Origin of the sequence: Sphingobium sufflavum, assembly GCF_021403115.1 — a bacterium.
Taxonomy (GTDB): Bacteria; Pseudomonadota; Alphaproteobacteria; order Sphingomonadales; family Sphingomonadaceae; genus Sphingobium; species Sphingobium sufflavum.
On the sequence record NZ_JAJSSH010000001.1, the window covers coordinates 421209 to 444179 of the forward strand.

General features: G+C 61.0%; 27 protein-coding genes, 1 tRNA gene, 1 pseudogene and 1 other annotated feature. Of the genes and pseudogenes, 19 read left to right on the forward strand and 10 right to left on the reverse strand.

Features of this window, described 5'->3' with window-relative positions; all coding sequences use genetic code 11:
• Window positions 1-113: 113 nt before the first annotated feature.
• Window positions 114-1697, reverse strand: coding sequence for an acyl-CoA synthetase (locus tag LWE61_RS02140; RefSeq protein ID WP_234148341.1), 1584 nt, complete (start codon window positions 1695-1697; stop codon window positions 114-116).
• A 173-nt stretch (window positions 1698-1870) separates the two neighbouring features.
• Between LWE61_RS02140 and LWE61_RS02145 the strand changes: the two genes are divergently transcribed.
• Window positions 1871-2680: an IclR family transcriptional regulator gene (locus LWE61_RS02145; protein ID WP_234148342.1), complete on the forward strand. Its 810-nt coding sequence runs from the start codon at window positions 1871-1873 to the stop codon at window positions 2678-2680.
• A 241-nt stretch (window positions 2681-2921) separates the two neighbouring features.
• Here LWE61_RS02145 and rplQ read toward each other — a convergent pair whose 3' ends face one another.
• From rplQ to rpsM, 4 genes are all read right to left on the reverse strand, one after another.
• Complete coding sequence (rplQ, locus tag LWE61_RS02150; RefSeq protein ID WP_234148343.1) at window positions 2922-3347, reverse strand: 50S ribosomal protein L17; 426 nt, start codon at window positions 3345-3347, stop codon at window positions 2922-2924.
• Window positions 3348-3482: 135 nt separating this feature from the next.
• The gene (locus tag LWE61_RS02155) at window positions 3483-4547 is read right to left on the reverse strand and encodes a DNA-directed RNA polymerase subunit alpha (protein ID WP_234148344.1); all 1065 of its coding nucleotides are present in this window, start codon (window positions 4545-4547) and stop codon (window positions 3483-3485) included.
• 118 nt (window positions 4548-4665) lie between these two features.
• A complete protein-coding gene (rpsK, locus tag LWE61_RS02160; protein ID WP_234148345.1) occupies window positions 4666-5055 on the reverse strand; it encodes a 30S ribosomal protein S11 in 390 nt (129 codons plus the stop codon).
• Window positions 5056-5137: 82 nt separating this feature from the next.
• Complete coding sequence (gene rpsM / locus LWE61_RS02165) at window positions 5138-5506, reverse strand: 30S ribosomal protein S13 (RefSeq protein ID WP_234148347.1); 369 nt, start codon at window positions 5504-5506, stop codon at window positions 5138-5140.
• A 298-nt stretch (window positions 5507-5804) separates the two neighbouring features.
• Between rpsM and LWE61_RS02170 the strand changes: the two genes are divergently transcribed.
• The 3 genes from LWE61_RS02170 (at window position 5805) to LWE61_RS02180 (ending at window position 7595) form a co-directional block, all read left to right on the forward strand.
• Window positions 5805-5896 (forward strand) — tRNA-Ser (locus LWE61_RS02170).
• 201 nt (window positions 5897-6097) lie between these two features.
• A complete protein-coding gene (locus LWE61_RS02175) occupies window positions 6098-7150 on the forward strand; it encodes a tyrosine-type recombinase/integrase (protein ID WP_234148349.1) in 1053 nt (350 codons plus the stop codon).
• Window positions 7151-7172: 22 nt separating this feature from the next.
• Window positions 7173-7595: a tyrosine-type recombinase/integrase gene (locus LWE61_RS02180; protein ID WP_234148351.1), complete on the forward strand. Its 423-nt coding sequence runs from the start codon at window positions 7173-7175 to the stop codon at window positions 7593-7595.
• Here the strand turns inward: LWE61_RS02180 and LWE61_RS02185 are convergent.
• Window positions 7564-8283 carry a 1-phosphofructokinase family hexose kinase gene (locus tag LWE61_RS02185; protein WP_234148353.1) on the reverse strand — a complete coding sequence of 240 codons (720 nt, stop codon included), beginning with the start codon at window positions 8281-8283 and terminating at the stop codon, window positions 7564-7566. The two genes, LWE61_RS02180 and LWE61_RS02185, sit on opposite strands and share 32 nt — an antisense overlap.
• Window positions 8284-8420: 137 nt before the next feature.
• Here LWE61_RS02185 and LWE61_RS02190 point away from each other — a divergent pair, with 137 nt between their 5' ends.
• On the forward strand, window positions 8421-8699 hold the full coding sequence (locus LWE61_RS02190) for a DUF1971 domain-containing protein (protein ID WP_234148354.1): 279 nt from the start codon (window positions 8421-8423) through the stop codon (window positions 8697-8699).
• 5 nt (window positions 8700-8704) lie between these two features.
• Here LWE61_RS02190 and LWE61_RS02195 read toward each other — a convergent pair whose 3' ends face one another.
• From LWE61_RS02195 to LWE61_RS02205, 3 genes are read right to left on the reverse strand one after another with little or no spacing between them, the layout of a single operon-like run.
• On the reverse strand, window positions 8705-10051 hold the full coding sequence (locus tag LWE61_RS02195) for an APC family permease (protein WP_326490593.1): 1347 nt from the start codon (window positions 10049-10051) through the stop codon (window positions 8705-8707).
• Entirely contained in the window at window positions 10048-11103 is a 1056-nt protein-coding gene (locus tag LWE61_RS02200; RefSeq protein ID WP_234148357.1) for a L,D-transpeptidase, read from the reverse strand. The genes LWE61_RS02195 and LWE61_RS02200 overlap by 4 nt, the downstream gene beginning before the upstream one ends.
• Complete coding sequence (locus LWE61_RS02205) at window positions 11100-12170, reverse strand: sensor histidine kinase (RefSeq protein WP_234148358.1); 1071 nt, start codon at window positions 12168-12170, stop codon at window positions 11100-11102. Before LWE61_RS02205 ends, LWE61_RS02200 begins: the two co-directional genes overlap by 4 nt.
• A gap of 408 nt (window positions 12171-12578) precedes the next feature.
• Here LWE61_RS02205 and LWE61_RS02210 point away from each other — a divergent pair, with 408 nt between their 5' ends.
• The 9 genes and pseudogenes from LWE61_RS02210 to LWE61_RS02245 all read left to right on the forward strand — a co-directional run bounded on the left by LWE61_RS02210 (window position 12579) and on the right by LWE61_RS02245 (window position 17858).
• The gene (locus LWE61_RS02210; protein ID WP_234148359.1) at window positions 12579-13592 is read left to right on the forward strand and encodes an L-lactate dehydrogenase; all 1014 of its coding nucleotides are present in this window, start codon (window positions 12579-12581) and stop codon (window positions 13590-13592) included.
• Between the two features lie 25 nt (window positions 13593-13617).
• Entirely contained in the window at window positions 13618-14106 is a 489-nt protein-coding gene (locus LWE61_RS02215; RefSeq protein ID WP_234148360.1) for a response regulator, read from the forward strand.
• The gene (locus LWE61_RS02220) at window positions 14103-14624 is read left to right on the forward strand and encodes a GNAT family N-acetyltransferase (protein WP_234148361.1); all 522 of its coding nucleotides are present in this window, start codon (window positions 14103-14105) and stop codon (window positions 14622-14624) included. Before LWE61_RS02215 ends, LWE61_RS02220 begins: the two co-directional genes overlap by 4 nt.
• A 114-nt stretch (window positions 14625-14738) precedes the next feature.
• Window positions 14739-15086, forward strand: a complete 348-nt coding sequence (locus LWE61_RS02225) for a c-type cytochrome (RefSeq protein WP_234148362.1) — start codon at window positions 14739-14741, stop codon at window positions 15084-15086.
• A gap of 130 nt (window positions 15087-15216) precedes the next feature.
• A pseudogene (locus LWE61_RS02230) lies at window positions 15217-15402 on the forward strand (IS5 family transposase); the annotation flags it as partial.
• A gap of 61 nt (window positions 15403-15463) precedes the next feature.
• Window positions 15464-15519 (forward strand) — a sequence feature (sul1 is cis-regulatory element that is thought to sense ions involved in sulfur or methionine metabolism; They are found in Alphaproteobacteria).
• Window positions 15465-15590 carry a hypothetical protein gene (locus LWE61_RS20535; RefSeq protein ID WP_267961542.1) on the forward strand — a complete coding sequence of 42 codons (126 nt, stop codon included), beginning with the start codon at window positions 15465-15467 and terminating at the stop codon, window positions 15588-15590. (Overlaps the previous feature by 55 nt.)
• Entirely contained in the window at window positions 15587-17068 is a 1482-nt protein-coding gene (locus LWE61_RS02235; RefSeq protein WP_234148363.1) for a SulP family inorganic anion transporter, read from the forward strand. Before LWE61_RS20535 ends, LWE61_RS02235 begins: the two co-directional genes overlap by 4 nt.
• Window positions 17069-17219: 151 nt before the next feature.
• Entirely contained in the window at window positions 17220-17453 is a 234-nt protein-coding gene (locus tag LWE61_RS02240) for an antitoxin (protein WP_234148364.1), read from the forward strand.
• 3 nt (window positions 17454-17456) lie between these two features.
• A complete protein-coding gene (locus tag LWE61_RS02245) occupies window positions 17457-17858 on the forward strand; it encodes a type II toxin-antitoxin system VapC family toxin (protein WP_234148366.1) in 402 nt (133 codons plus the stop codon).
• Window positions 17859-17933: 75 nt separating this feature from the next.
• Here LWE61_RS02245 and LWE61_RS02250 read toward each other — a convergent pair whose 3' ends face one another.
• Window positions 17934-18566: a tyrosine-type recombinase/integrase gene (locus LWE61_RS02250; RefSeq protein ID WP_234148368.1), complete on the reverse strand. Its 633-nt coding sequence runs from the start codon at window positions 18564-18566 to the stop codon at window positions 17934-17936.
• 533 nt (window positions 18567-19099) lie between these two features.
• Here LWE61_RS02250 and LWE61_RS02255 point away from each other — a divergent pair.
• The 5 genes from LWE61_RS02255 (at window position 19100) to LWE61_RS02275 (ending at window position 22833) form a co-directional block, all read left to right on the forward strand.
• Window positions 19100-19609 (forward strand): hypothetical protein, encoded by a 510-nt coding sequence (locus tag LWE61_RS02255; protein WP_234148370.1) that lies wholly within the window; start codon window positions 19100-19102, stop codon window positions 19607-19609.
• A gap of 811 nt (window positions 19610-20420) precedes the next feature.
• On the forward strand, window positions 20421-21035 hold the full coding sequence (locus tag LWE61_RS02260; RefSeq protein ID WP_234148371.1) for a hypothetical protein: 615 nt from the start codon (window positions 20421-20423) through the stop codon (window positions 21033-21035).
• A 13-nt stretch (window positions 21036-21048) separates the two neighbouring features.
• Window positions 21049-21249 (forward strand): TonB-dependent receptor, encoded by a 201-nt coding sequence (locus LWE61_RS02265; RefSeq protein ID WP_234148372.1) that lies wholly within the window; start codon window positions 21049-21051, stop codon window positions 21247-21249.
• Window positions 21250-21532: 283 nt separating this feature from the next.
• Window positions 21533-22021 carry a hypothetical protein gene (locus LWE61_RS02270; RefSeq protein ID WP_234148373.1) on the forward strand — a complete coding sequence of 163 codons (489 nt, stop codon included), beginning with the start codon at window positions 21533-21535 and terminating at the stop codon, window positions 22019-22021.
• Window positions 22018-22833 carry a ferredoxin--NADP reductase gene (locus tag LWE61_RS02275; protein WP_407696176.1) on the forward strand — a complete coding sequence of 272 codons (816 nt, stop codon included), beginning with the start codon at window positions 22018-22020 and terminating at the stop codon, window positions 22831-22833. The genes LWE61_RS02270 and LWE61_RS02275 overlap by 4 nt, the downstream gene beginning before the upstream one ends.
• The last annotated feature ends 138 nt before the right edge of the window (window positions 22834-22971 follow it).

Here is a 22971-nt window from a genome sequence, read left to right on the forward strand (position 1 = left end):
CTAAATGGCATCCAGCGGCCCATTCGTCACTCCGGCAAAGGCCGGGGTCTCCATCGGTGAGGCACTCCGCCTACCGCCCAAGATCCCGCCTTCGCTGGGATGACGATGATGGTTCAGGCGGTCGCCTTTGCCGCCGCTGCCTTCGCCGCTTCCTGATCGCGCAGCATCTTGCGATGCACCTTGCCCGCCGGATTCTTCGGCAGTTCCTTCACAAACTCCACGATACGCGGAAATTCATGTTGGGCCAGCCGTTCACGGGTGAAGGCCTGCAATTCCTTGACCAGCGCGTCGCTGCCCTCGACGTTGGACACGACGAACGCCTTGACCACCTGCCCGCGCTGTTCGTCCGGCACGCCGATCACGCCGCACTCCAGAACATTCTCATGACGCAGCATGGTGTTCTCGATCTCGACCGCGCTCATCGTCCAGCCTGCGGAGATGATGACGTCATCCGCGCGGCCGCAATGATAGAAATAGCCGTCCTCGTCGGTCTTGGCCCGGTCCTTGGTGGTCATCCAGCCACCACCGCGCCACAGCATCAGTTCGCCGATCTCGCCGGGATCGGTGATCGTGCCGTCGGGGCGCTGCACTTCCAGGCGCTGGCCCGGAACCGCCTTGCCCAGCGAGCCGGGCTTGACATGGAAATCGCTCGCGCCCGGATAGTTGACCAGCACGACGCCGATTTCGGTCGTGCCGTACATGGAGCAGGCGGGAACCTTGAAATATTCGTCGATCCACTCCAGCGTCGCCGGGTCGATCGGCTCGCCGGTGAAGGACAGCTTCTTGAAGGCATAGCGGTAGTCGCCGCCCTTTCCGCTGTTCTTCATCATGCGATAATGGGTCGCGGCGGCGGACATGTTGGTGATCTTGTAGTCCGACAGGGCTTTCAGCAGCCGCACCGGGTCGAAGCGCCCGGCAAAGGTGCCGGTGGTGACGCCCAGCGCCAGCGGCGCCAGCGTGCCGTGCCACAGGCCATGGCCCCACGCGGGGCTGGACGGGCAGAAGAACTCGTCGCCGGGACGGATGCCGGTGCCGTACAGCGCCGCGAACATCAGTGTGACCAGCGTCCTGTGGCTGTGCTTGACCGCTTCGGGCAGTTCGCGCGTGGTGCCGGACGTGTACTGGAACACGGCCATGTCATTGGCCTTGGTCTTCGGCTGGTAGCTGGTGGGGAACCGCTTGATCTCGTCCAGCAGGCCCTGATCCGCGATCACGACGCGGGGGTTGCCGTCCTCGTTCACCGCGCCGCGCGCCAGCTCGGCCTTTTCGGCGTTGGTGATGAGCAGCGTCGGCTTGCAGTCGCCCACGCGCAGGCGCAGCGCGTCGGGACCGAACAGCGTGAACAAAGGCACGGAGATCGCGCCGGTCTGCATCGCGCCGAACAGGCAGACATAGAAGGGCAGCGACGGCTCCAGCATGAAGGCGATGCGCTCGCCCGGCGTGATGCCCTGCTCGTCCAGCCAGTGGGCGAACTGCGCCGCGCCGGCGGAGATGGTGTCGAAGCTCAGGATTTCGTCCGCGCCATCGGCATGGGCGATCCGCACGGCCGCGCGGCCGGTGCCGTCTGCGTGGCGGGTGATACATTCGTTCGCGATGTTCAGCACGTCCCGGTCGCCGTCGAACAGCTCCCACAATCCTGCGGAACTGGCGTGCGCCTGTGCATCGGCGAAGCTCGAATAGTCGGTGAGTTTCGTCATCGGCCTGTCGCTGTCCTCTCAAACCCTGCCCGGACTCGCCATCGGCGCTCTTCCGGGACGGTGCAGCCTATGCCATGCGACTCCGGTCGTTGTAAATATTGAATGTTGTTCTGCATATTGAACGATGATAAGGGCGTTTCGGTTGGTCATGTTGAAACGACGGGGCGGGGATGATGGCGGAACTAACGGACAAACCGGCGGGCACGACTCTCTCCCGCACGGTGGAGGCAAGCAAGGCACCCGCCATCAGCCGCGCCGCCGCCGTCCTGCGCCTGCTGGGCAAGAGCGAGACGCCGCTGGGGGTTCAGGCGATCGCCCGCGAGTTGGGCCTCGTCCCCTCCACCTGCCTCTATGTGCTGCGCGCGCTGGTGGCGGAGGAACTGGTCGCCTTCGACGCCGACACCAAACGCTATGCGCTGGAGGCGGGTGTCCTGACCCTCGCCCGACAGTGGTTGCGTCGTAACCAGTTCAACGATCTGGCGCAGCCCATCCTCGACCGCCTGTGCCACAGCTTCGACGTAACGATGCTGGGCGTGCAGATCGTCGGCGTCGATCATATGGTCGTGGTCGCCCTCTCGCAGTCCGGCCAGAATTTCCAGCTTTCCACCCAGATCGGCAGCCGTTTTCCCGCGCTCATCAGCGCGACCGGTCGCTGTCTCGCCGCTTTTGGCGATTTCCCGGAGGCGGAGCTACAGGCGCGCTTCGCCACTCTGCGCTGGGACGACGCGCCCAGTTTCGAGGTGTGGCGCGAACAGGTCGCCCAGACCTCTGTTCAGGGGTTTGCGGTCGATGCGGGCAATTATATCGCCGGTGTCACCGTTGTCGCCGCCCCGGTGTGGAAGTCGCGCGGACGGCCCAGCCACGCCCTTGTCGCCATCGGCATCGGTGACGCGCACCGCCGCACCGGAATGGAACTGGGCGGCGCGCTCCTGACCGCCGCCCGCGCCCTTTCGGAGCAATTGGGGGCCGACCTCCCGCGCTGAGCAAAAGGGAAGTGTGGACGGGGCGGGCTTGTCTTGCAGTCGTCCCCGATCGGTCCGCCACCCGGCCTATCTGCCTCACAGCCTGCGCCCGTACCATACCAGGGCAGGGCAGGGCAGGGCTTCGCGTCTCAAGTGCTTCCCCCCCCCCCTCCCGAACGCCCCGACCTTTGGCCCCAAACGCAAAAAAGGCCCCGTGTCGCCACGGGGCCTTTCTATGCTCTGCGGGGTTGCCGCGAAGGGCTTATGCCGCTTCGAACGCGTCCTCGTCCGCTGTCTGGACCGGACCGCTGTCCTGGCCCTTGGCGTCGACGTCACGGTCGACCAGTTCGATGATCGCGACAGGCACCATGTCCGACTTGCGCAGACCGGCCTTGACGATGCGAGTGTAACCGCCGCTGCGGTCCTTGTAACGCTCGGCCAGAACCTCGAACAGCTTGACCAGCTGGGTGTCGTCCTGGAGGCGCGCATGGGCCAGACGACGGTTGGCCAGACCACCGCGCTTTGCCAGCGTGATCAGCTTCTCGACATAGGGGCGAAGCTCCTTCGCCTTGGGCGTCGTGGTCAGGATCTGCTCGTGCTTGATGAGCGCGGCCGACAGGTTGCGCAGCAGCGCGATGCGGTGGGCCGAGGTCCGCTGAAGCTTACGGCCGCCATAACGATGACGCATATCTCTTTCCTTCGTTCGTAAAGGGGCCGTTTGGTCGTCGAGCGACGGCCGGTTCCCCAGTCCAGGCGGCAATCAGGGGCGCCGCCCGTACCCCGTCAGAAGAGCGGGCCGGAGCATTGCCCCGGCCCGAACCTCTTAACCAAGCAGCTCTTGTTCCAGCTTCTTGGCGATCTCTTCGATATTCTCCGGCGGCCAGCCGGGGATGTCCATACCCAGGCGCAGGCCCATGGACGACAGCACTTCCTTGATTTCGTTCAGCGACTTGCGGCCGAAATTGGGGGTGCGCAGCATCTCGGCTTCGGTTTTCTGGACCAGATCGCCGATGTAGATGATGTTGTCGTTCTTGAGGCAGTTGGCCGAACGGACCGACAGTTCCAGCTCGTCCACCTTCTTGAGAAGATAGCGGTTGATCTGGTTCGTGTCGCCTTCGCCTTCCGACGAGGGTGCAGCGGCCACGCCACCGACGCTGGGTGTGGCGGAAGGCAGCGCGTCCTCGAAGTGGACGAACAGCTGGAGCTGGTCCTGCAGGATGCGGGCGGCATAGGCCACCGCGTCTTCCGGCGTGACGGTGCCGTCGGTTTCGACGGTCAGCGACAGCTTGTCATAGTCCAGTTCCTGGCCGACGCGCGCATTGTCGACCTTGTAGGCGACCTGGCGAACCGGCGAGTAGAGGGCGTCGACCGGGATCAGGCCGATGGGCGCATCGATCGGACGGTTGGCGACGGCGGGGACATAGCCCTTGCCGACGTCGGCCGTCAGTTCCATGTTGAAGCTCGCACCCTCGTCCAGATGGCAGAGGATGAGATCCTTATTCATGATCTCGATGTCGCCCGACACGGCGATGTCGCCCGCCTTGACTTCGGCAGGGCCGGTCACGGACAGCTGGAGCCGCTTGGGGCCTTCGCCTTCCATGCGCAGCGCGATCTGCTTCACGTTCAGGACGATGTCAGTCACGTCTTCGCGCACGCCCACGAGCGAGGAGAATTCATGCAGGACATTGTCGATCTTGATCGACGTGATCGCCGCGCCCTGGAGGGACGACAGCAGCACACGGCGCAGCGCGTTGCCGAGGGTCAGGCCGAAACCGCGCTCAAGCGGCTCCGCGACGAAGGTCGCCTTCCGGCGGCCATCGCCGCCAGCCTTGACCTCCAGGCTGTTGGGCTTCTTCAATTCCTGCCAGTTCTTCATATTGACAGTCATGTACGTCCCCTGGAAATGTGGCGGAGGCAGCGGACTGGTCCGCGAAACGACCCCGGCCATTCAGAATGAAGCAGCAGCGCGCCGGACGGTTCCAGCGCGCCGCAATTCCGCGGCCTGATTAGACGCGGCGGCGCTTGGACGGGCGGACGCCGTTGTGCGGGATCGGCGTCACGTCGCGGATCGAGGTGATGGTGAAACCCACCGCCTGAAGCGCGCGCAGAGCCGACTCGCGGCCCGAACCCGGACCCTTCACTTCGACTTCCAGCGTGCGGACGCCATGTTCCGCTGCCTTGCGGCCAGCGTCTTCTGCGCAGACCTGCGCCGCGTACGGCGTGGACTTGCGGCTACCCTTGAAGCCCATCATGCCGGCGGAGGACCAGCTGATCGCATTGCCCTGGGCGTCGGTGATGGTGATCATGGTGTTGTTGAAGCTGGCGTTCACATGTGCGACGCCTGCCGAGATATTCTTGCGTTCGCGCTTGCGAAGCCGCTGAGGTTCCCGTGCCATCTGCTCTATATCCTACTCGAAACTGGTTGGTCCGGGCCGCTGCCGCACGGCGCGGCCCGTGAAGAAGAAGGGCCTTTAGGGCTTACTTCTTCTTACCGGCGATCGGCTTGGCCTTGCCCTTGCGGGTGCGCGCATTGGTGTGCGTGCGCTGACCGCGAACCGGCAGGCCCTTGCGATGACGCAGGCCGCGATAGCAGGCGAGATCCATCAGGCGCTTGATGTTCATCGCGGTCTGGCGGCGAAGGTCGCCCTCGACGGTGATGGCGCCATCAATGGCTTCACGGATCGACAGCACTTCGGCGTCGGACAGATCCTGGATACGACGGCTATGGTCGATGCCCAGCTTGGTGGCGAGGTCGACGGCGGTCTTGCGACCGATGCCATGGATATAGGTGAGCGCGATGATAACGCGCTTGTTGGTGGGCAAGTTTACGCCCGCAATACGTGCCATTGTGATAAGTCTCCTGCTCCACAGGGCCTTGGCGAGGCCCCATCTCAGCGCGTAGATGACCCGAACACAAAAAGGGCGACGCACAAACAAAGGGCGCGCCGTCCATCCGGTCTATTCGGGAAGGGCCGCCGTTACAGTGAGTCGCGGACACTGTCAAGCAACACGGCCCCAGACCGGCGCTTGCGACGAAGATGTTTGTGGCGATGGTCGTTTTTCGCGTCAGTGGGGCGTTGCCAAGCCGCAAAGCCCTCGTTATAGCCGCGCTCCTGCCCACCGTTATTAGCCAGGTGGCAGGCGCGGAGACGTGGGTGAGTGGCTGAAACCAACGGTTTGCTAAACCGTCGTGCTGAGAATTCGGCACCGAGGGTTCGAATCCCTCCGTCTCCGCCAAATCCTCGGTCATGGCGTTTTTTCGCGAACCTTCCCGAACAGCTAAGTATGCTCGAACCCGTTGATAATCAGCGGGTTTTGTTGTTTTTTCAGACCGCTGCTGATCGCGTTCGTTCGCGTCAGACCAGCGCTGGAGTTATGGCGAGTTTTATGGCTTGAATGCCAATCCCGGACCCCGATATGGCCTGTCCAGGAGACTTTATGCGCGCACGCAACAAACTCAACCTCCGTCAAATTGCGAGTCTGACCAAACCCGGCATCTATTCCGACGGCGGCGGGCTGCATCTGCGCGTGCGGACGAGCGGCTCTCGCTCCTGGGTCTATATTTTTCGCATGAACGGCCAGCGTCGTGAAATGGGGCTGGGGTCGGATCTGGACGTAACTCTCGCCAAGGCACGCGAGAAGGCGTCTGTTGTGCGTGAACTGGTGCAGGAGGGGATCGATCCGCAAAAGGCGCGACTGGTGCAGAAGGCGGACAAGCCGGAACGGCCGCCGGTGACGTTTGGCGAGGCTGCGATCGACCTGATCGATAGCCTCGAGGAGGGGTTCAAGAATCCCAAGCACCGCCAGCAGTGGCGCAACACTCTTGTCACCTATGCCACCTCCCTGTGGGCGATCCCGGTGGCGCATGTCACAACAGAAGATGTGCTGGCTGTCCTGAAGCCTATATGGACGACTAAGGCTGAGACGGCCTCCCGTGTTCAGCAGCGCGTACAACGCGTGCTGGAGGCGGCCAAGGTAAAGGGGCTGCGTAGTGGCGATAACCCGGCTGCCTGGCGCGGGCACCTGGAGTTGCTGTTGCCCAAAAAATCGAAGGCCTCGGCGAAGCATCACGCCGCTCTGCCCTTTGGTGAGATTGCCGGCTTCATGCGCGTGCTCGCTGACCGGCCGGCCGTCGCGGCTCGGGCTTTGGAATTTACAATCCTCACTGCGGCCCGCTCGGGCGAAACGCGGGGCATGACCTGGGGCGAGGTGGATTTTGAACGAAAGCTGTGGACAGTGCCAGCCGAGCGCATGAAGGCAGGGACTCAGCATGAGGTGCCGCTGTCTGATGCGGCTTTGGGTGTTCTGCAAGGCGTCCGGCCCAAAACGGCTGTGTCCGACAAGCTCGTCTTCGTTGCACCACGCGGGGGGCAGTTTTCCGATATGGCGATGTCCCAGCTGCTTAAGCGCATGGACCGCGACGACATCACCGTGCACGGCTTTCGCTCGACGTTCAGAGACTGGGCGGGAGAATGCACTGCGCGCCTGTGAAATCGCTGGGCTCGACTGGTCCATGCTGGGCGATGCCGGCGGCAACATCGCAGATAGCATCGAGGTCAGCCGCAGCATCGCGAAAATGGGTTCGGGGCGGCGGGTGCCTTGTCACGCCGAGTTGCGCGCGGCGCTGGTGCGGCTGCATGTCGAGCTGGGATGTCCGCGTCATGGGCCGGTGTGTCGATCGGAAAGCGGCGATCATATGACGGCGAAGTCCGTGGTGAACTGGTTCGCGGTTCAGTTCCGCCAAATCGGCATGGACGGCTGTTCGTCGCACAGCGGACGACGCACCATGATCACCTTGGCCGCCCGATCACTGGCTCAGGTGGGTGGCAGTCTGCGCGATGTGCAGGAACTGGCTGGGCACAAGAATCTCGCTACGACCGAACGCTATATTCAGGGCGACCGCGTTATTCAGCGCCGGTTGATAGAGCTCGTCTAGTGGTCGGGCGCGGCAACCTCACCGCGACGAGATTCGCCTCTCCGCGCGCCACGATGGCCATCGCCTCTTCCGCGATCGCCTCCGTCGAAAGAAGCTCTCGGCCAGCCAGTTGGGCAAGCTCGCCCTGACTTGGTTTAACGAGGAGGACTCCGCCTGCTTCAGCGAGGCCCGCACGCAATGCCGGGCCTGACGTGTCGAGCACTATCCCGATGCCGCGGCGCCGCAGCCGTGCTGCTACGAGCGCGTAAAAGTTTGCCGGCACGCCTCTCGGTAACGATCCGCTCGCAACCATGATGTCGCAGTTCACATCGTCCATCAGATCCAGGCAGGTTCGCCATTCGGCTTCGCTGACCGTGGGACCCTGCGGTGTGAACCTATATTCTTTTGCGGTTTCATGCTCGAGAGCGGACGTTGCGATGCGCGTATGCCCTGCAATCCTAATACGGGAGTGGACCAGCTGGTGCAGATCCACCAAGCCGTCGAATGCGTCACCGGTCGCACCGCCGGCCAAGTAGATGCACCGTGCATTACCGCCCAAACGTACGAAGACACGCGCTACGTTTATGCCCCCGCCGCCGGGGCAATAATGCTCCGCGACCGTGCGCATCTTGTGAGTATGGACCATTTGATCCACTTCGTAGGCCACGTCGATCGTGGGATTCATTGTCAGGGTGGCAATGTTTTTCATATCGATCCTTTGCCGTTCTGGCGCTGCCTGTAGCGTTGGGCGAACTGGGCCGAGCACCTTGGAGCTTGACCGAGCCTGCTGATTGCTAACGGGTGTTCCGCTACTGCTTCTTGCTGGCGGTGACGAAGGACATGAACATGCTTGATGAGCCTTACCGGTCCACGCCGATCTTCGATGAAGTGACCTTGCCGAAGGCCCTGCGACGCGACCACCGCACGAAGGCGGGAACGTGGGGCCTGATTTGCGTTCTTCGCGGAACGCTCAAGCTCACCATTTTGGAGCCGGCCAGCGAAATCCTGGTCACGCCTGGCGCGCCAGCGGTCATTCTGCCCGAACAGACCCACTTCGTCGAACCGATAGGCCCGATGGAAATGCAGGTCGACTTCTTCGATCACCTGCCTCGTCACAGGGAGTGATATCTTCATATCTTCGCCGTGCTTAGCGTCTTTGCCTTCGCCGTGACGAAATAAAGGACCATGATCGCGACCAGGAGAGCGAGGGTCAGTGCTGGTCCATACCAGTCGGCCTGCACTATCCGCGCTGCTATCATCGCGAGGCAGATCAGGACACCCAACACCGGAACGACGATTGGCGCATTGAAGCAGCCAGGGATATCGCCTTCCCTCAACTTGAGGACGATCAGCGCAGCGTTGACCAGCGCGAACACGACCAGCAGCAGCAGCACCGTGGCGCTTGCCAACTGAGCTATGTCCCCAACGAACTGCATCGCGACAACGACGACCAGCAGCGCCCCAATGGCGATGTGCGGCGTGCGGCGTCGGCTATGGACCGTTCCCAGAACGGCCGGGATCAGTCCCTGCTGGGCCATTCCGTAAAGCAGCCGCGAGCCCATCACGTAGTTCACCAGGGCCGTGTTCGAAACGGCCGCAATCGTGATGACGGTGAATCCAACTGCTGGAAACCAGGGAGCGGCTCGTTCAACGACGAGTTTTAGCGGGCCCGGCGCGCTGGCAAGTTCAGCCCAAGGCACGACGGAGACCGCTGTGATCGCGACAGCCATGTATATCACCGATGCGGTGAGCATCGCGCCAATGATGCCGATCGGCATGTTGCGCTCGGGACGCTCTACCTCTTCCGCGACGTTGAGCATGTCTTCGAACCCAAGGAATGAGAAGAACGTCAGGATCGATCCCTGTAGGAGCAGCCCGAGCGTGAGATCGCCATGAGCATTTCCAGGCATTTTAGGGACTTCGAATAGATCGGCCTGGCCCCAGAAACGGGCGCCCACCGCGATTACAAGTAACAACCCGAATGCGGAAACCACCGTGAAAGCTGTGTTCACCCAAACCGATGTCGTGATGCCCCGAAACACGATCCCGCTCAAAAGCAGAAGGAACACGACGCCGATAAGCAATATCTCTGCCGGGCTGGATAAAACGGAAAACCCGAAGTCGAACCCGACGAGCGTATTCAAGTTCTCTGCCACGACCTTCGCCTGTGTGGCGATCGAGGCGAGGCCGGAACTAAGGACGGTCAGTCCGACCAGGTAGCTCAACCACGGCGCACCATAAGCCCGCTGCGTCGCGTAAGCCGCACCGCCGGCCTTGGGGTAGCGCGACGCGATCGACGCATAGCTGATGCCGGTAAGCAGAGCGGCGACCATGGCGACGAGGAATGCCATCCACACGGCGCTACCCATGGTCCCGGCCGCCTTGCCGATGAGACCATAGATGCCTGTGCCCAGCATGGAGCCTAAACCATAGAGCAGAAGCTGTCCGCCACCAATGGCACGCCTAAGCTCAGTCACTTCCTGGGATCGCTAGTAGTCCCGGTGCCAGAGCCCTCAGCTGTGAACAGCGTGAGCTCCTTGCCGGTGCCCCCACTGCGAAGGGAGTCGCGTGTTACAAGCAAAGTGGAACCGGGAACGAGTGCCCCGGCAAGAAGGAGCCGAAAGGCTTCGGGCATATGCCCACGCGCGCGCTCGGAAACAGGCATTTCGGTCGTCTCATTGGCCTGCCCAGGCAAACGAAGGCGCAGCCAGCGAAGGCGTGTCCCATCGAGGCCTGCGAAGGTGAAGGCTTCAGTCGTGATAACCGCCCCGTCTATGTCGATGCCACTCGAGCCAATCTCGACGCCGCGCCGCATTACGACGATGCGGCGATCGCGGCCACTGACTACGATCGAGAGCGGCCCGGTGGGGGAACGCTCGGGCTGCCAGCGGTAGGCCGTTCGCGCAGGAGTTTGCTCTGCGCCGGGCGGCGTGAGAATTGGCGGCGTCCCGAGCACCTCCGGTGCCAGCGGATCATTGGTGATGACCACGGTGAGACCTAGCTTGGTGACCTCAAACAGCAGCTTGGCAAAAGCGAGTGGCAGCCTGACGCAGCCGTGTGAGGCAGGATAGCCGGGCAGGTTGCCCGCGTGCATCGCTATGCCCGTCCAGGTCAGGCGCTGCATGAACGGCATAGGTGCGTTGGCATAGAGGTTCGATTTGTGATCGACCTCCTTCTGCAGGATCGTGAATATTCCGGTTGGAGTGTCGTGGCCGGCCTTGCCCGTCGACACGGTCGATACGCCAATCGGCACTCCGTTCCGGTAAGCGTAGGCGCGCTGGGTCTTGAGGCTGACGATGATGGTGACTGGGCCATCCGGTGCAATCTCGGGCGCCCAGATATATTCTCCGGCCTTCAGATGCTCAATCGGTCCGTCAACGGGGATAGGCGCCTGAGCGTTCGCTGCGGCATAGGCCGAGCTGATGAGGAATGCGCCGAGCGCCCATATTATAGCTTTGCGGCGGTAGTGGCCGACGCCTGCTGCAAAGTGAACATGATTGCTGGGAAGGCGACCTGCCAGCGCGCTCATGCCGCGTAGGGAAGTCGGGCAACAAACGTCGCGCGGGTAATTGCGACCGACAGCCCCGCGGCGGTCGATGTGCTGCTTATCCGAGCGTCAAGTTGCTTCGCGAGTGCCTTGACGATTGCGGTGCCCAGACCACCTTTGCTTGGCGGCACATCACTGGTCTTGCCTTCGCCATTGTCCGAAACTGTCAGTGACCAGTCACTGCCTTGCACCTCATAATGAACCAGAATGCGGGCGTCGGGTCGGGGAGTCGGAAAGGCATATTTAATCGCATTGATGACGAGCTCTGTGACGATTAATCCCAGGCTGATGGCGTCGGCGGAAGCAATGATGCTTTCGTCCGTGACGACATCGAGCACAATCGGTCTTCCCTCACCAATCATGGATGCCGAAAGGCCGCTGCCGAGTTTCGCCAGATAGGCCCCGACTTCGATGCGGTCGATGCCTTCGGATGCATTGAGGTGCGTCTGTACTGCGGCCACGGACATGACGCGCTCGCGGGCATCCTCGAGATGATGGCGCGTTTCCTCCGACGTCACGGAACCCGCCTTGAGCGTGAGAATGCTGGCGATGATCTGTAGACTGTTGGCGACCCGATGCTGCATTTCCTGGAACAATATGCGCTGTTGGGCGAGCAAATGTTCGGTCTGCGCATTGAGCGCAGCCTTCTCTTGCTCGATCTGGCGCCGGAGGGTCACATCCTGAAACGCCAGCAGAATATTGGCAGTGTCTTTGCCTGCATAGGTTACAGTCCGAGCGTTCAGCAGCATGATCTTGTGCCCGATCGCTGGAAAGTGATGCTCGACTTCGAAGCCCTCCATCGCGGGTTGTCCCGGAATGATCGTTGCTATCAGATGGCGCAGCGCCGGAATGTCCCATTGTCCGTCGCCAAGAGTGAATAGGGATCGCCCGCGAGTTTGGGCTGCGTCGACTTTGAAACATTCATAAAAGGATCGACTTGCCGCCATGACCAAGGAGCTGTCGTCCAGCACAAGGAACGGCTCGGGGATCGTATCTACGATCGCGAGCGCGAGGGTCTGGGCGTCTTCGAGGTTCTCGAACTGTTTCATGTCAAACATTCGCTCCGTCGGGCGGGAGCGTGAGACTCTCAGCCACCGACGAGCCAGGAGGACCGATGGTGAAATCCTTCTACACCTGATTGAGCAGTCCGCCTAATTGATTGGAGGTGTCGTTAGGTCATCCGATCTCGCCATGGTATATAAGGCACATCACCCGATTTGAAACAGGCATCCTGTGACCGAGGGACGGTAGCGCTCTCGCCTGAAGGCGGAGCCATGCCATGACCAGATTCAGAATGTCGCTATGAGCCTCCACACATTGTTCGGCCGTCATTCGGTGGATCCGCGGGGCACGCACTGGGAAGCCGGGCTGTTTGTTGGCAAATGCCGAACATGCGGCTGCGCGATGATCAAGCCGCCGGGAACGAGCTGGCGGGCTATTCCCCCGGATGCCAGCCAATGACCGTCAAAGAACCAACGGATCGGATAGCAATAATCGGTGCGGGGCATGTCGGCGCAACGGCGGCCTACGCCACGATGCTACGCGGCCTTTTTCCCGAGATCGTGCTTATCGACGACAACCATGCGTTGGCATCTGCCGAAGCTGCGGATTTGTCGGATGCCAACGCCTTGGCAAGACCGTCACGCATCTGGGCAGGCACATATGACGATGCCTCGAGCGCAAAGGTAGTTGTCATCACCGCAGGCGCTGCGACCCATGGGGCTGAAAGCCGTCTTTCTGTGGCTGCGCTTAGCGCGCAAATCGTGAGGGCCTGTGTCAATGAACTCGACGCTGCGGGGTTCGATGGCATTTTACTGATCGCGGCCAACCCCGTCGATGTAATGACAGCGATAGCGTTCAACGCTGGCAACCTTCCCGCCAACCAGATCCTCGGAACCGGTACGCTGCTCGATTCAAACCGGCTGCGGCAAATGCTTGCCGCGCACTTCAATGTCGCAGCGTCCGCTGTGGATGCCGTTGTGCTGGGCGAGCATGGCGATAGCGAAGTGGCGATTTTTTCTGCGGTCCGTATCGGCGGGATTCCCTTGCAGGAGTTTCAGACCGATCGCCCGATACTTGACACCGTCGCTGTCGCGAAAGCTGTGCGTGAATCGGCCTATTCGATCGTGTCTGGCAAGGGGTATACCTCCTTCGGCATTGCGACAGCCATCGTTCGGATTTGCGAGGCAATAATCCGCAACGAGCGCGCGGTTTTACCGATTTCGACCCTCATGCACGGAATCGCTGGTGCTGACGAAATTGCGATCAGCATGCCCTGCATCATCGGCGCAAACGGTGTGGAGCAGGTTCTAGCGCCGCTCCTCAATGCCGAAGAGGCTGCGGCGCTTCGATCGTCCTCGTTAACAATTCAGGGCGTGGTCGAGGCTCAGGTCTGGGAGGCCAAGCTGCCGCAATCGAACGAAGTAGCCTGGCTCCGCGACGAAGCGAGAAGCCGTACGACATCTGAGTAAGCCGACGCTCGAAAGGCAAAGTTCCATGGCGGTCGATCCCAAACATCAGCTCCTACTCTACGTAGAGGATGAACAGTCTGTGCGGACACCGGTTGCCGAGATGCTGAAACATGCAGGCTTTGACATCATGCTGGCCAACAACGGCGTGGAAGCCCTCAACTGCATAGCGACGGATGACGGGCATATTGATTGCATCGTGACAGATGTGCGCCTTGGCCGCGGCCCGACGGGATGGAATGTCGGTCGCCGCGCCCGGCTGCACGCATCGACTATGCCAGTCGTCTACACCAGTTCGTCGACTGCGGCCGAATGGATGGCTTATGGCGTGCCGCTGAGCGAACTGGTGATCAAGCCATTTAGGCGGGCGCAGCTGATCGACGCCCTGTCCTTGGTCAGATCCAAAGCAAGCGCTGCCATTCCCCACGCACTTCGTCGAACACGAAAGCCGGTGGGGCTGGAAAGCGCCGTCGGGCCGAACACAAGCCGCCGCCAAATCTCAGAGGAAACGACATGACGCAATCGGACGATGACTCCTCGATCACGACCCGATCCGGCGCCCATTTTCATGTCCGACGCGCACACGTCGGTGATGGCCCGACGATCAAGGCTTTCTTTGCCCATGTCACCCCCGTGGATCTTAGGTTTCGATTTCTCAGCGTTATCAGGGAAGTGAGCCAGGAGCAGATTACGATGCTTGAATGCCCACTACCCAATAGCGACAGCTTTCTTGTGTTCACACGGGACCAGTCCCGGATGGTTGCGACTGCAATGCTGGCTTACGGCGCCGACTTGGAGAAGGGCGAGGTGGCGATTGCAATCCGCGCCGATTATAAGGACCAAGGCATAGGCTGGGCGTTGTTGGCCCATATTGCGCGCTACGCTGAGACAATCGGGTTGCGGACGCTGGAAGCAATCGAGAGTCGGGACAACCATGCCGCTATCGAGGTCGAGTGCGACCAAGGCTTTATCGCCACTGAGTATCCCGGCGATTCCACGCTGATGTTGGTCAGCCGCACACTTGGGCGCCGATGATAGGCAGACGCGGTTCGACCGGCGGCCGCGGGGACCGCTAGCCCAGCAAAAACTCACCGACATAGCATGCAAGGACACCATCGAATGAGATTTCGAACCCAGTGCCTGGGGCTCATGAGCGGAGTGCTCGCTTTGGCAGGTGCCGGTTCGGCCGCCCCTGTCGATGGAGGTCGTCAGCTTGTCGACCAGAAATGCTCAGGCTGTCACGCAACAGGACCGGATGGCGTCAGCACAAACCCAAACGCGCCGACATTTCGTTCCTTGTATCGCCGCTATCCTGTCGATGCCCTGCGGGAATCATTCCTTAAGGGCCTACATGTGGGTCATCGCAATATGCCTCTGTTCAAACTAACACCGCAGCAGATTAACGAAATCGTCGGCTATCTTGAGGGTCTCAATCCCTGTGCCAAGCCTTCGTCCGACAAAGCTGCAATGGCCGCATGTTTTTCGCCGATGGAGTAACGGCCTAATCCGCCCTTTCATGCCAACCCGGGAGGCTGCTTAATGAGATCAGATCTCCTTTTCGCCAGCCCAGCGGCGTTCGCTCCCGCAAGTCCGCTTTTAGACCCTTAGACAAAAGGGGGGCGGCAAGGACTATGGTCCGCACAAGACGCTGTATAATCGCTGGAAGCGCTGGGGCGAGATGGGCGTCTTCCTCCGCATGATGGAAGGATTGGCGGCCGAGGGTGCCGATCCGAAGACGGTCATGATCGATGCGACCTATTTGAAGGCACACCGCACGGCATCGAGCCTGCGGGTTAAAAAGGGGATCTCGGGCACCTGAGCCATGTCGCCACAATTGCGCTCTTGCACGCACCACGCTAGGAAACGGCCATTCGCATGGACCCGGTGAAATTCCGGGTGGCTATTCCGGCCGCCGATCCGCCGGACAACGTATGTCGCAGGGCAATCCGCCCGATCCTCATCGCGCCATTCCCTGCGACCATCGTCGGTTTTCATCCATGAACAACAGCTCTCTTTCGCGCTACCGCGCCGAATGGTTCACCAGTACGGGCGACACCCGGCGCGATATCCTTGCCGGCATGGTCGGCACCTTCGCCCTGATTCCGGAAGTTATCGCCTTCTCCTTCGTGGCGGGCATTGACCCGGAGGTCGGCCTGTTCGCCTCCTTCATGATCGGGATCGTCATCGCCATTACCGGCGGGCGACCCGCCATGATCTCCGGCGCTGCCGGGTCCGTGGCACTGGTCGCGGCCGCGCTCGTCCATGCCCACGGCCTGCAATATCTGCTGGCGGCCACGCTGATGGCGGGCCTGTTGCAGATCGCGTTCGGGCTGCTGAAACTCGACGTGCTGATGCGCTTCGTCTCCCGGTCGGTGCGCACGGGCTTCGTCAACGCCCTCGCCATCCTGATCTTCTCGGCGCAGGTGCCGCAGATGGTGGGTGTCACCTGGCACAGCTGCGCCATGATCGCGGGTGGCCTCGCCATCATCTATCTGGCGCCGCGCATCACGACGGCGATCCCTTCGCCGCTGATCTGCATCCTGATCCTGACCGCGATCAGCATTGCCATCCCCATGCCGATCCGTACGGTCGCGGACCTCGGTCGCCTGCCCGCCTCGTTGCCGGCCTTTACGCTGCCCGGCGTTCCATTCGATTGGCAGACGCTGCGTATCGTCGCCCCTTATGCGCTGGCCATGGCAGCGGTGGGCCTCCTTGAATCCATGATGACCGCCAGCGTCGTCGATGATCTCACCGAGACGACCAGTTCAAAAGCGCGTGAATGCACGGGCCTCGGCCTCGCCAATGTCGCGGCGGGGCTGTTCGGCGGCATAGCGGGCTGCGGCATGATCGGGCAGACGGTGGGCAATGTCCGCTATGGCGGGCGCGGTCGGCTCTCCACCTTTGTCGCCGGCGTCTTCCTGCTGCTGGTGATGGTGCCGCTGCGACCATGGGTGGCGCAGGTGCCGGTCGCGGCCCTCGTCGCGATCATGATCATGGTGTCAGCCAGCACCTTCTCCTGGGGATCCATCCGCGATCTGGCCCGGCATCCCAAGGTGTCGGGAGTGGTGATGGTGGCGACGGTCATCGTCACTGTCGCGACCCACGACCTGTCGGCGGGCGTTGCGGTCGGTGTGCTTCTGAGCGGCGTCTTCTTCGCCTTCAAGGTGACGCGACTGATGGACGTGCGGGCCGAACATGATGAGGGCAGCGACACACGCACCTACATCGTCACCGGCCAGATCTTCTTCGCCAGCGCGGATATTTTCGCTGACCGGTTCGACCTGCGCGATACGGCCAGACATGTCCGCATCGACCTTACCGCCAGCCATCTCTGGGACGTCACCGCCGTCGGTGCGCTAGAGGATGTAGTGACCAAGATGCGCCATCATGGCATCGCCGTGGAGGTCATCGGGCTCAATCAGGCCAGTTCCATATTGGTAGACCGTCTGGCGCCAACGGTCGGCAGTCCTATCGCTTGAAAGGACGGTCTGGCCAAGCGGACAGACTCGACCCATCCCAGTCGTTAATCGTAGATTTTCCAGTTCCCGGGTACGGACCGTCCGCTTTCATTGCGATCCGCGTCTTGCCACCCTCAATGGCATATGCTAAGGCATATGCAGAGGAGTCGAAATGAACATCGAGCGCCATGTGAAGCTGTTTAAAAACGGTCGGAGCCAAGCGGTCCGCATCCCCCGTGAGTTCGAACTCCCGGGAGAAGATGCAATCATGCGCAAGGAGGGCTCCCGCATCATAATCGAACCGGCGCCCCCGTCCTCGCTGCTTGCGCGGCTGAAGAGGCTATCGCCAATCGAGGATGATTTTGGGCTGATCGACGATCTGCCAGCCGAACCCTTCGCATTCTAAATCATGTTTTTGCTGGATACGAACATCCTGTCGGATCTGATCCGACATCCTCAAGGCGTGATCGCATCACGCATCGCTGAGGTTGGTGAAGCCGAGATCGCGACCAGTATCGTAGTTGCGGGTGAGCTGCGTTACGGCGCTGAACGGCGCGGGTCGCCCCGCTTGACCGCCCAACTCGAAGATATACTCGAATTGCTACCGACCCTTCCGCTGGGCGACGAGGCTGACATTCACTATGGGCGACTGCGCGCCGATCTTGAGCGGCGCGGAACACCCATCGGGGCGAATGACATGCTCATAGCCGCGCATGCGCTCAGTTTAGGTGCGACGCTCGTGACTGACAATGTTCGGGAGTTCGAGCGTGTTACAGGCCTTGCCATAGTAAACTGGCTGCGGGACGCCTGAGCAATACTAAGGGTTCGACACAAGCGGGACCGTTGCTGCTTGGTTGTCCATCGCCGGCAGCAGGGCCTCCAGCAATCAAATCTCCGTTCCCTCTGCCAGGGCCAATGCGTCCTCCACATCGACACCAAGGTATCTGACCGTGCTCTCGATCTTGGTGTGGCCAAGAAGAATCTGTACGGCCCGCAGGTTGCCGGTTGCCTTATAAATGATGGAGGCCTTCGTTCGCCGCATGGAATGCGTGCCATAATCCTCGCTGGGCAGACCAATACCCGTTACCCATTCGTCCACAAGACGCGCATACTGTCTCGTGCTCATATGGTCAGCGTGATCAGTCCGGCTTGGAAACGCGTAATCGTCGATGCTTCCGCCCCTCAGCTCGAGCCATTTCAAGAGGCTCGCACGAGCATTGTCCATAATTTCGAATTGCACCGGACGCCCTGTCTTTTGTTGGACGACGATCGCTCGATGACGAATTTCATGATTGCAAACAATGTCGCCAATTTTCATTTTGACGAGATCGCAACCGCGTAGTTTGCTGTCGATGGCCAGATCGAAAAGGGCGCGATCCCTGACGCGGCGGTTCTGATCCAGAAAAAAGCGAACCGCCCAAATCTGGCGCGGCTTTAAAGCCTTCTTTGCACCGACCTTGCGTCCCGCATTCCATGCCGGCCGCTCTTTGGCAGCAGGATCAAACTCCGAATATCCCATCAGACTTCGCCTAATAGTGAACGGGTACGATACGTCGGCAAAGCTGATAAAATGCTATCGAACTTGACTAGCGTCGGGTCAGCCAAGGTTGATGACGTGTGGGTCATGGCGAAGATGCGGTTTAGAGAAAGATAGAATCGTTCGTCTATAACGAACATAATCGAACTTATGTAAACCAACCACCAGGGTTTCCAGGGGTGCATTCCTCCCATGACTGATGATGCGGGCGTGTCACCAAATCCAGATTTTACGGCCAAAATCAGGCGATCGGCGACGTTGAACCTGCATACAACTTGCCCCTTGCAAGACACTCAACCGCCGATTTTTCGTCTCCGGCGACGGTCAGTCCGGTTTTCTGCGTCGCCCTCCAAGACATGGCACAGCGCAGCAGCGCCACGGGAACTCATTAGTCGGTTCTTGTCTCTAGGTCCCCGGCGCGGCAGAAGCCGTGTCACGATGATCGAGTTTCAGGCCCCAGCCGCTGACGCCCCGCAGTTGGGGCTATCCCCCTCCATCGAGCGGCTCTGCTCACATTGCGTCATCTTGCCGAAGTCGGTCCGATCGGCCTCACGCCCAACAGGGCGATAAAGCGCTACTTCGTCACTTGGGCCGCTGCAGCCTTCAATTGGCCTGGCTACACCGCCGAAGAGCTTTACGCGATCAATAAAGTTTTGAACGAACATGACTTCCCGCCACTGGCCATTCTGCATGATTTGCTGCTGGCCGCCAAGCTCGCCCGCCACCGGAAAGGATTTCTGCACATAACCAAGGTAGGGAAGGATCTGTTAGAGCATTCAGGGAGCCTGTGGATTACTCTGGCCCAGCATCTGCTCCTTTCCGCAGGTCACGATGACATGCTGGAAATCGAATGGGTTTCGGTCCTCAACGCCGTGAACGTGGAAGCCCATTCAGGCGTGACCGACAAGCAATTCTGCGCCAGACTGACGGGCAGCGATGATAAGGACTACCATATGAATTCTCTTGTCTATGTGCATCTCCTTCGGCCCCTTAGCTGGCTCGGCCTATTGCACGAGTCTCGGTAAAGCCGGACTGAGAGTTTTTTCACAAAGACAGCACTCTGGCCACGCCCATGGTGCTTTGGCCGATGACCCCGCACATGCCTTTCCCAGAATTAAGCGGAGCACAGGGCGCACCGACCTTTACAACGAACACCTCCAACAATCCGACACCGCAAGAAATCACGTCAATCGGGAGAGCAGCGGCCCTCCTTGGTCGGCAGCGCTTACCCGACAGAACCATCCCAAAGCTGTTTTACCCATAAACCAGCGCGGGGGCCGCGCGGGTTCCTGCACTGGAGGCTTTCGTACGCAAGCGCCCGAAACCGTTCGCAACAGCAGTCATTCGGGTCGCTTCAGCCCGCCGGGCCAGACCCGCGCCTATTTCTGCCGATCCGATGATGCTCTCGACCCTCGGTGTGAAATCCAAGGACGTTATCACGCTGGCAACCGTCTCCGATCATATCGAGCTTGGCCAGTTTAAGTTTCTGCTTCTCTAATCTATAGAAAACGCAGGGCCGTTGCGCCTTCGGGAATTTGGGGAGAGCAAATGATCTTTCGGGCAATTCTCATAGTCGTGAGTTTGTGGTCGACCGGTGCCGCAGCGCAGGTTGAGAACCAAGCTTCTCTATATTGTGCACGCCGATCTACTGCTGACGCTTCAATTTGCGAGGCTCTGACGCGAATTTCAGCTGCTGCTCGCGACTCCTCGTCTAGTCGAATCGTCTCAGTCCGCAGTGCGGATTCACCGAAGACCGATAATGATCCGAAAGTTTTGGAGGAGCGATGGGGTATCTGGACCACGCTGGTAGGCAGATCATGGTTTCATAAGGGAGGCTTGTTCGCGCCAGCTCGTCTGATCGATGTCCGCTGGATAATTCCTGGACTGCGGCTCGAAGCGACCACTTATTTCGAGAACGTACCGAATACCGCGCCGATCGCTCCAGTTGCGATGAAAATCGACCTGCTGGTCAACAACAGCCTCTCTTTTGCGCTAGCTGATAGGGCTGTGGCCCTCTCGCGAGACGGATTTCTCATAGTCACGGCTGAGGATAAGGGATTTAGCTTATTTCAGTGGACGCCGTCAGGCCCCGATGGCTTTGAGCAGCGAACATCCGAAATCCGGAATGGCAAACTGAAGCGGACGGAAACTAGCCACTTCATATCCTATGCCACCTACCTCGCGCAAAAGAAGGCGAGCCGAACGACAGGTGGCGGCTTATTGGACTTCCTGGGCGCGGCAGCGACAATCACAAATCAAGCGCTAGCAGAAGTTTATGCTCAGCAGCAAAGGGAGTTGCCCCAAACGATCGCGCTCGGTTCGAACGCGACGCGGGCCGGGGACCGCCAATCATTGCCACCGGAACATAGCAAACAAGCCGGCACCTTAGAGCCACCGAGGGGCTTTCCCCGAATGCATCGTCGGCACCACCGCCAGCCATGCGCAGGATGAGAACCAGCTCAGGATGCCCGGCTATGCCACCGTCAACGCCTTCTTTCAGCTCGGGCCGGTCGAACAGGTGGTGCTGTCGCTGAACGTGTCGAACCTGTTCGATACCCGCGCGCTGACCGATGTCTATTCGGCTTCCATTCCGGCATCGGGCGTGCTGGTCGCCCAGTCCCTGCTGGGGCGCACCATTTCCACGGGCGTGCGCTTCTACTTCTGACGAGTGCGGGAAGGGGGCGGTGATCGTCCGCCTCCTTCCCCTCCCTCCGTCGAAACCCGGGCGGTCCCCGGCAGGCCTTTGGGTGAGGGCAGCCTAATTTCGTCATCGTCCGTTCCTTCTGGGTAAGGAGGCGGGGGTGCTGCCCAACCCTGTGACGGGGTGCCCTTCCTTACAACATGACCAACCAAAAGGGTGTTGCAAGCCCGCCCCGATCCCTTTACGAAATATGCGAGTCATTCGCATTAGCAATTCCTGCGAAGGCCGATCCGGAGGAAGGTTGCCCATGTATGATTATCTCGACCGACCCGTCGGCGCGCTGGACGAGGGCAGCCGGTTCCTCGTCTGGTCCATGCGCGGCTGGACCCAGAGCATGGCGGAGTGCCGCTGCCCGCCGTCGGTCCTCGCCCCCGGTTTCGCCCGGTCGGACCTCGACGCGATGCTGCCCCATTTCCACATGGCGATGATGGTGCTGAACCGCGACGGGCTGGACAAGCTGGGCTTTGGCGCGATGGGATGCCCGCAGGTCAGCGAGGCGGAGGCGATCCTCCTCGCCACCCTCCACCTCTATGCGACCGACCGGGTGGAGCAGGCGCATGGCGCCGTCGCGCTGCTGGTCTGTGCACAGGCCGCGCCCGTCCTGCGCCGCGCGCTGACGGCGGTCGCGATCCTGACCCACGCCCGCTTCCCCCTCGACCCCCGGCCCGGCGGCGCTGATAGCGGCCCTACCAACAGCCTAATAAATCGTATCGGCGGGGGAGTGGACGGCGAATGATCGACCAGATACAGGACGCGGCCATGTTAGAAGAGACCGCATCCCTCTCCGTCCAGACCGTCAACTGGGTCCGCCACTGGAACGAGCATCTGTTCAGCTTTGCCGTCAGCCGGCCGCCCAGCTTCCGCTTCCGCTCCGGCGAATTCGTGATGATCGGCCTGCAGGGCGAGAAAAAGCCGCTGCTGCGCGCCTATTCCATCGCCAGCCCCTCCTATTCCGACGAGATCGAATTCCTGTCGATCAAGGTCGAGAATGGCCCGCTGACGTCGCAGTTGCAGAAGATCCAGCCGGGCGACCAGATTTATCTGGGCCGCAAGCCGACCGGCACGCTGGTGTCCGACGCGCTGATCCCCGGTCGCCGCCTGTTCCTGCTGTCCACCGGCACGGGCCTCGCGCCCTTCCTGAGCGTGATTCGCGACCCCGACATCTATGATCTGTTCCAGCAGGTGGTGGTCGTCCACAGCGTGCGCCGGGTCAGCGACCTTGCCTATCGCGAGGAACTGACCAGCCAGCTGGCGGGCGATCCGCTGGTGCAGGACCAGGCGCTGTTGCAGCTCCATTACCTGCCCACCGTCACGCGCGAGGATTTCTATCGCCGCGACCGCATCACCACCATGATCGAGAATGGCGGCCTGTTCGACACCCCCGCGCTGGGCGAGCCGGTGCTGGACCCCGAACATGACCGTTTCATGATGTGCGGCAGCATGGAGATGATCAAGGATCTGTCCGCCATGCTGGAGGAACGCGGTTTCGACGAAGGGTCGAACGCGAAGCCCGGCACTTATGTGGTCGAGCGAGCCTTCGTCGGGTGAGTGCGACGGGGCGGTAGGCCTTAGTGGAAAGAGGGCCGATGGCCTGACGATGACCCTCGCCAGTGATGGCGGGGGTTTTTGTTTGGGGGTGGAAGGCGGGTTGCGGCGGCTTTGCGCCACTTTTCGCCGCTCCGGTGC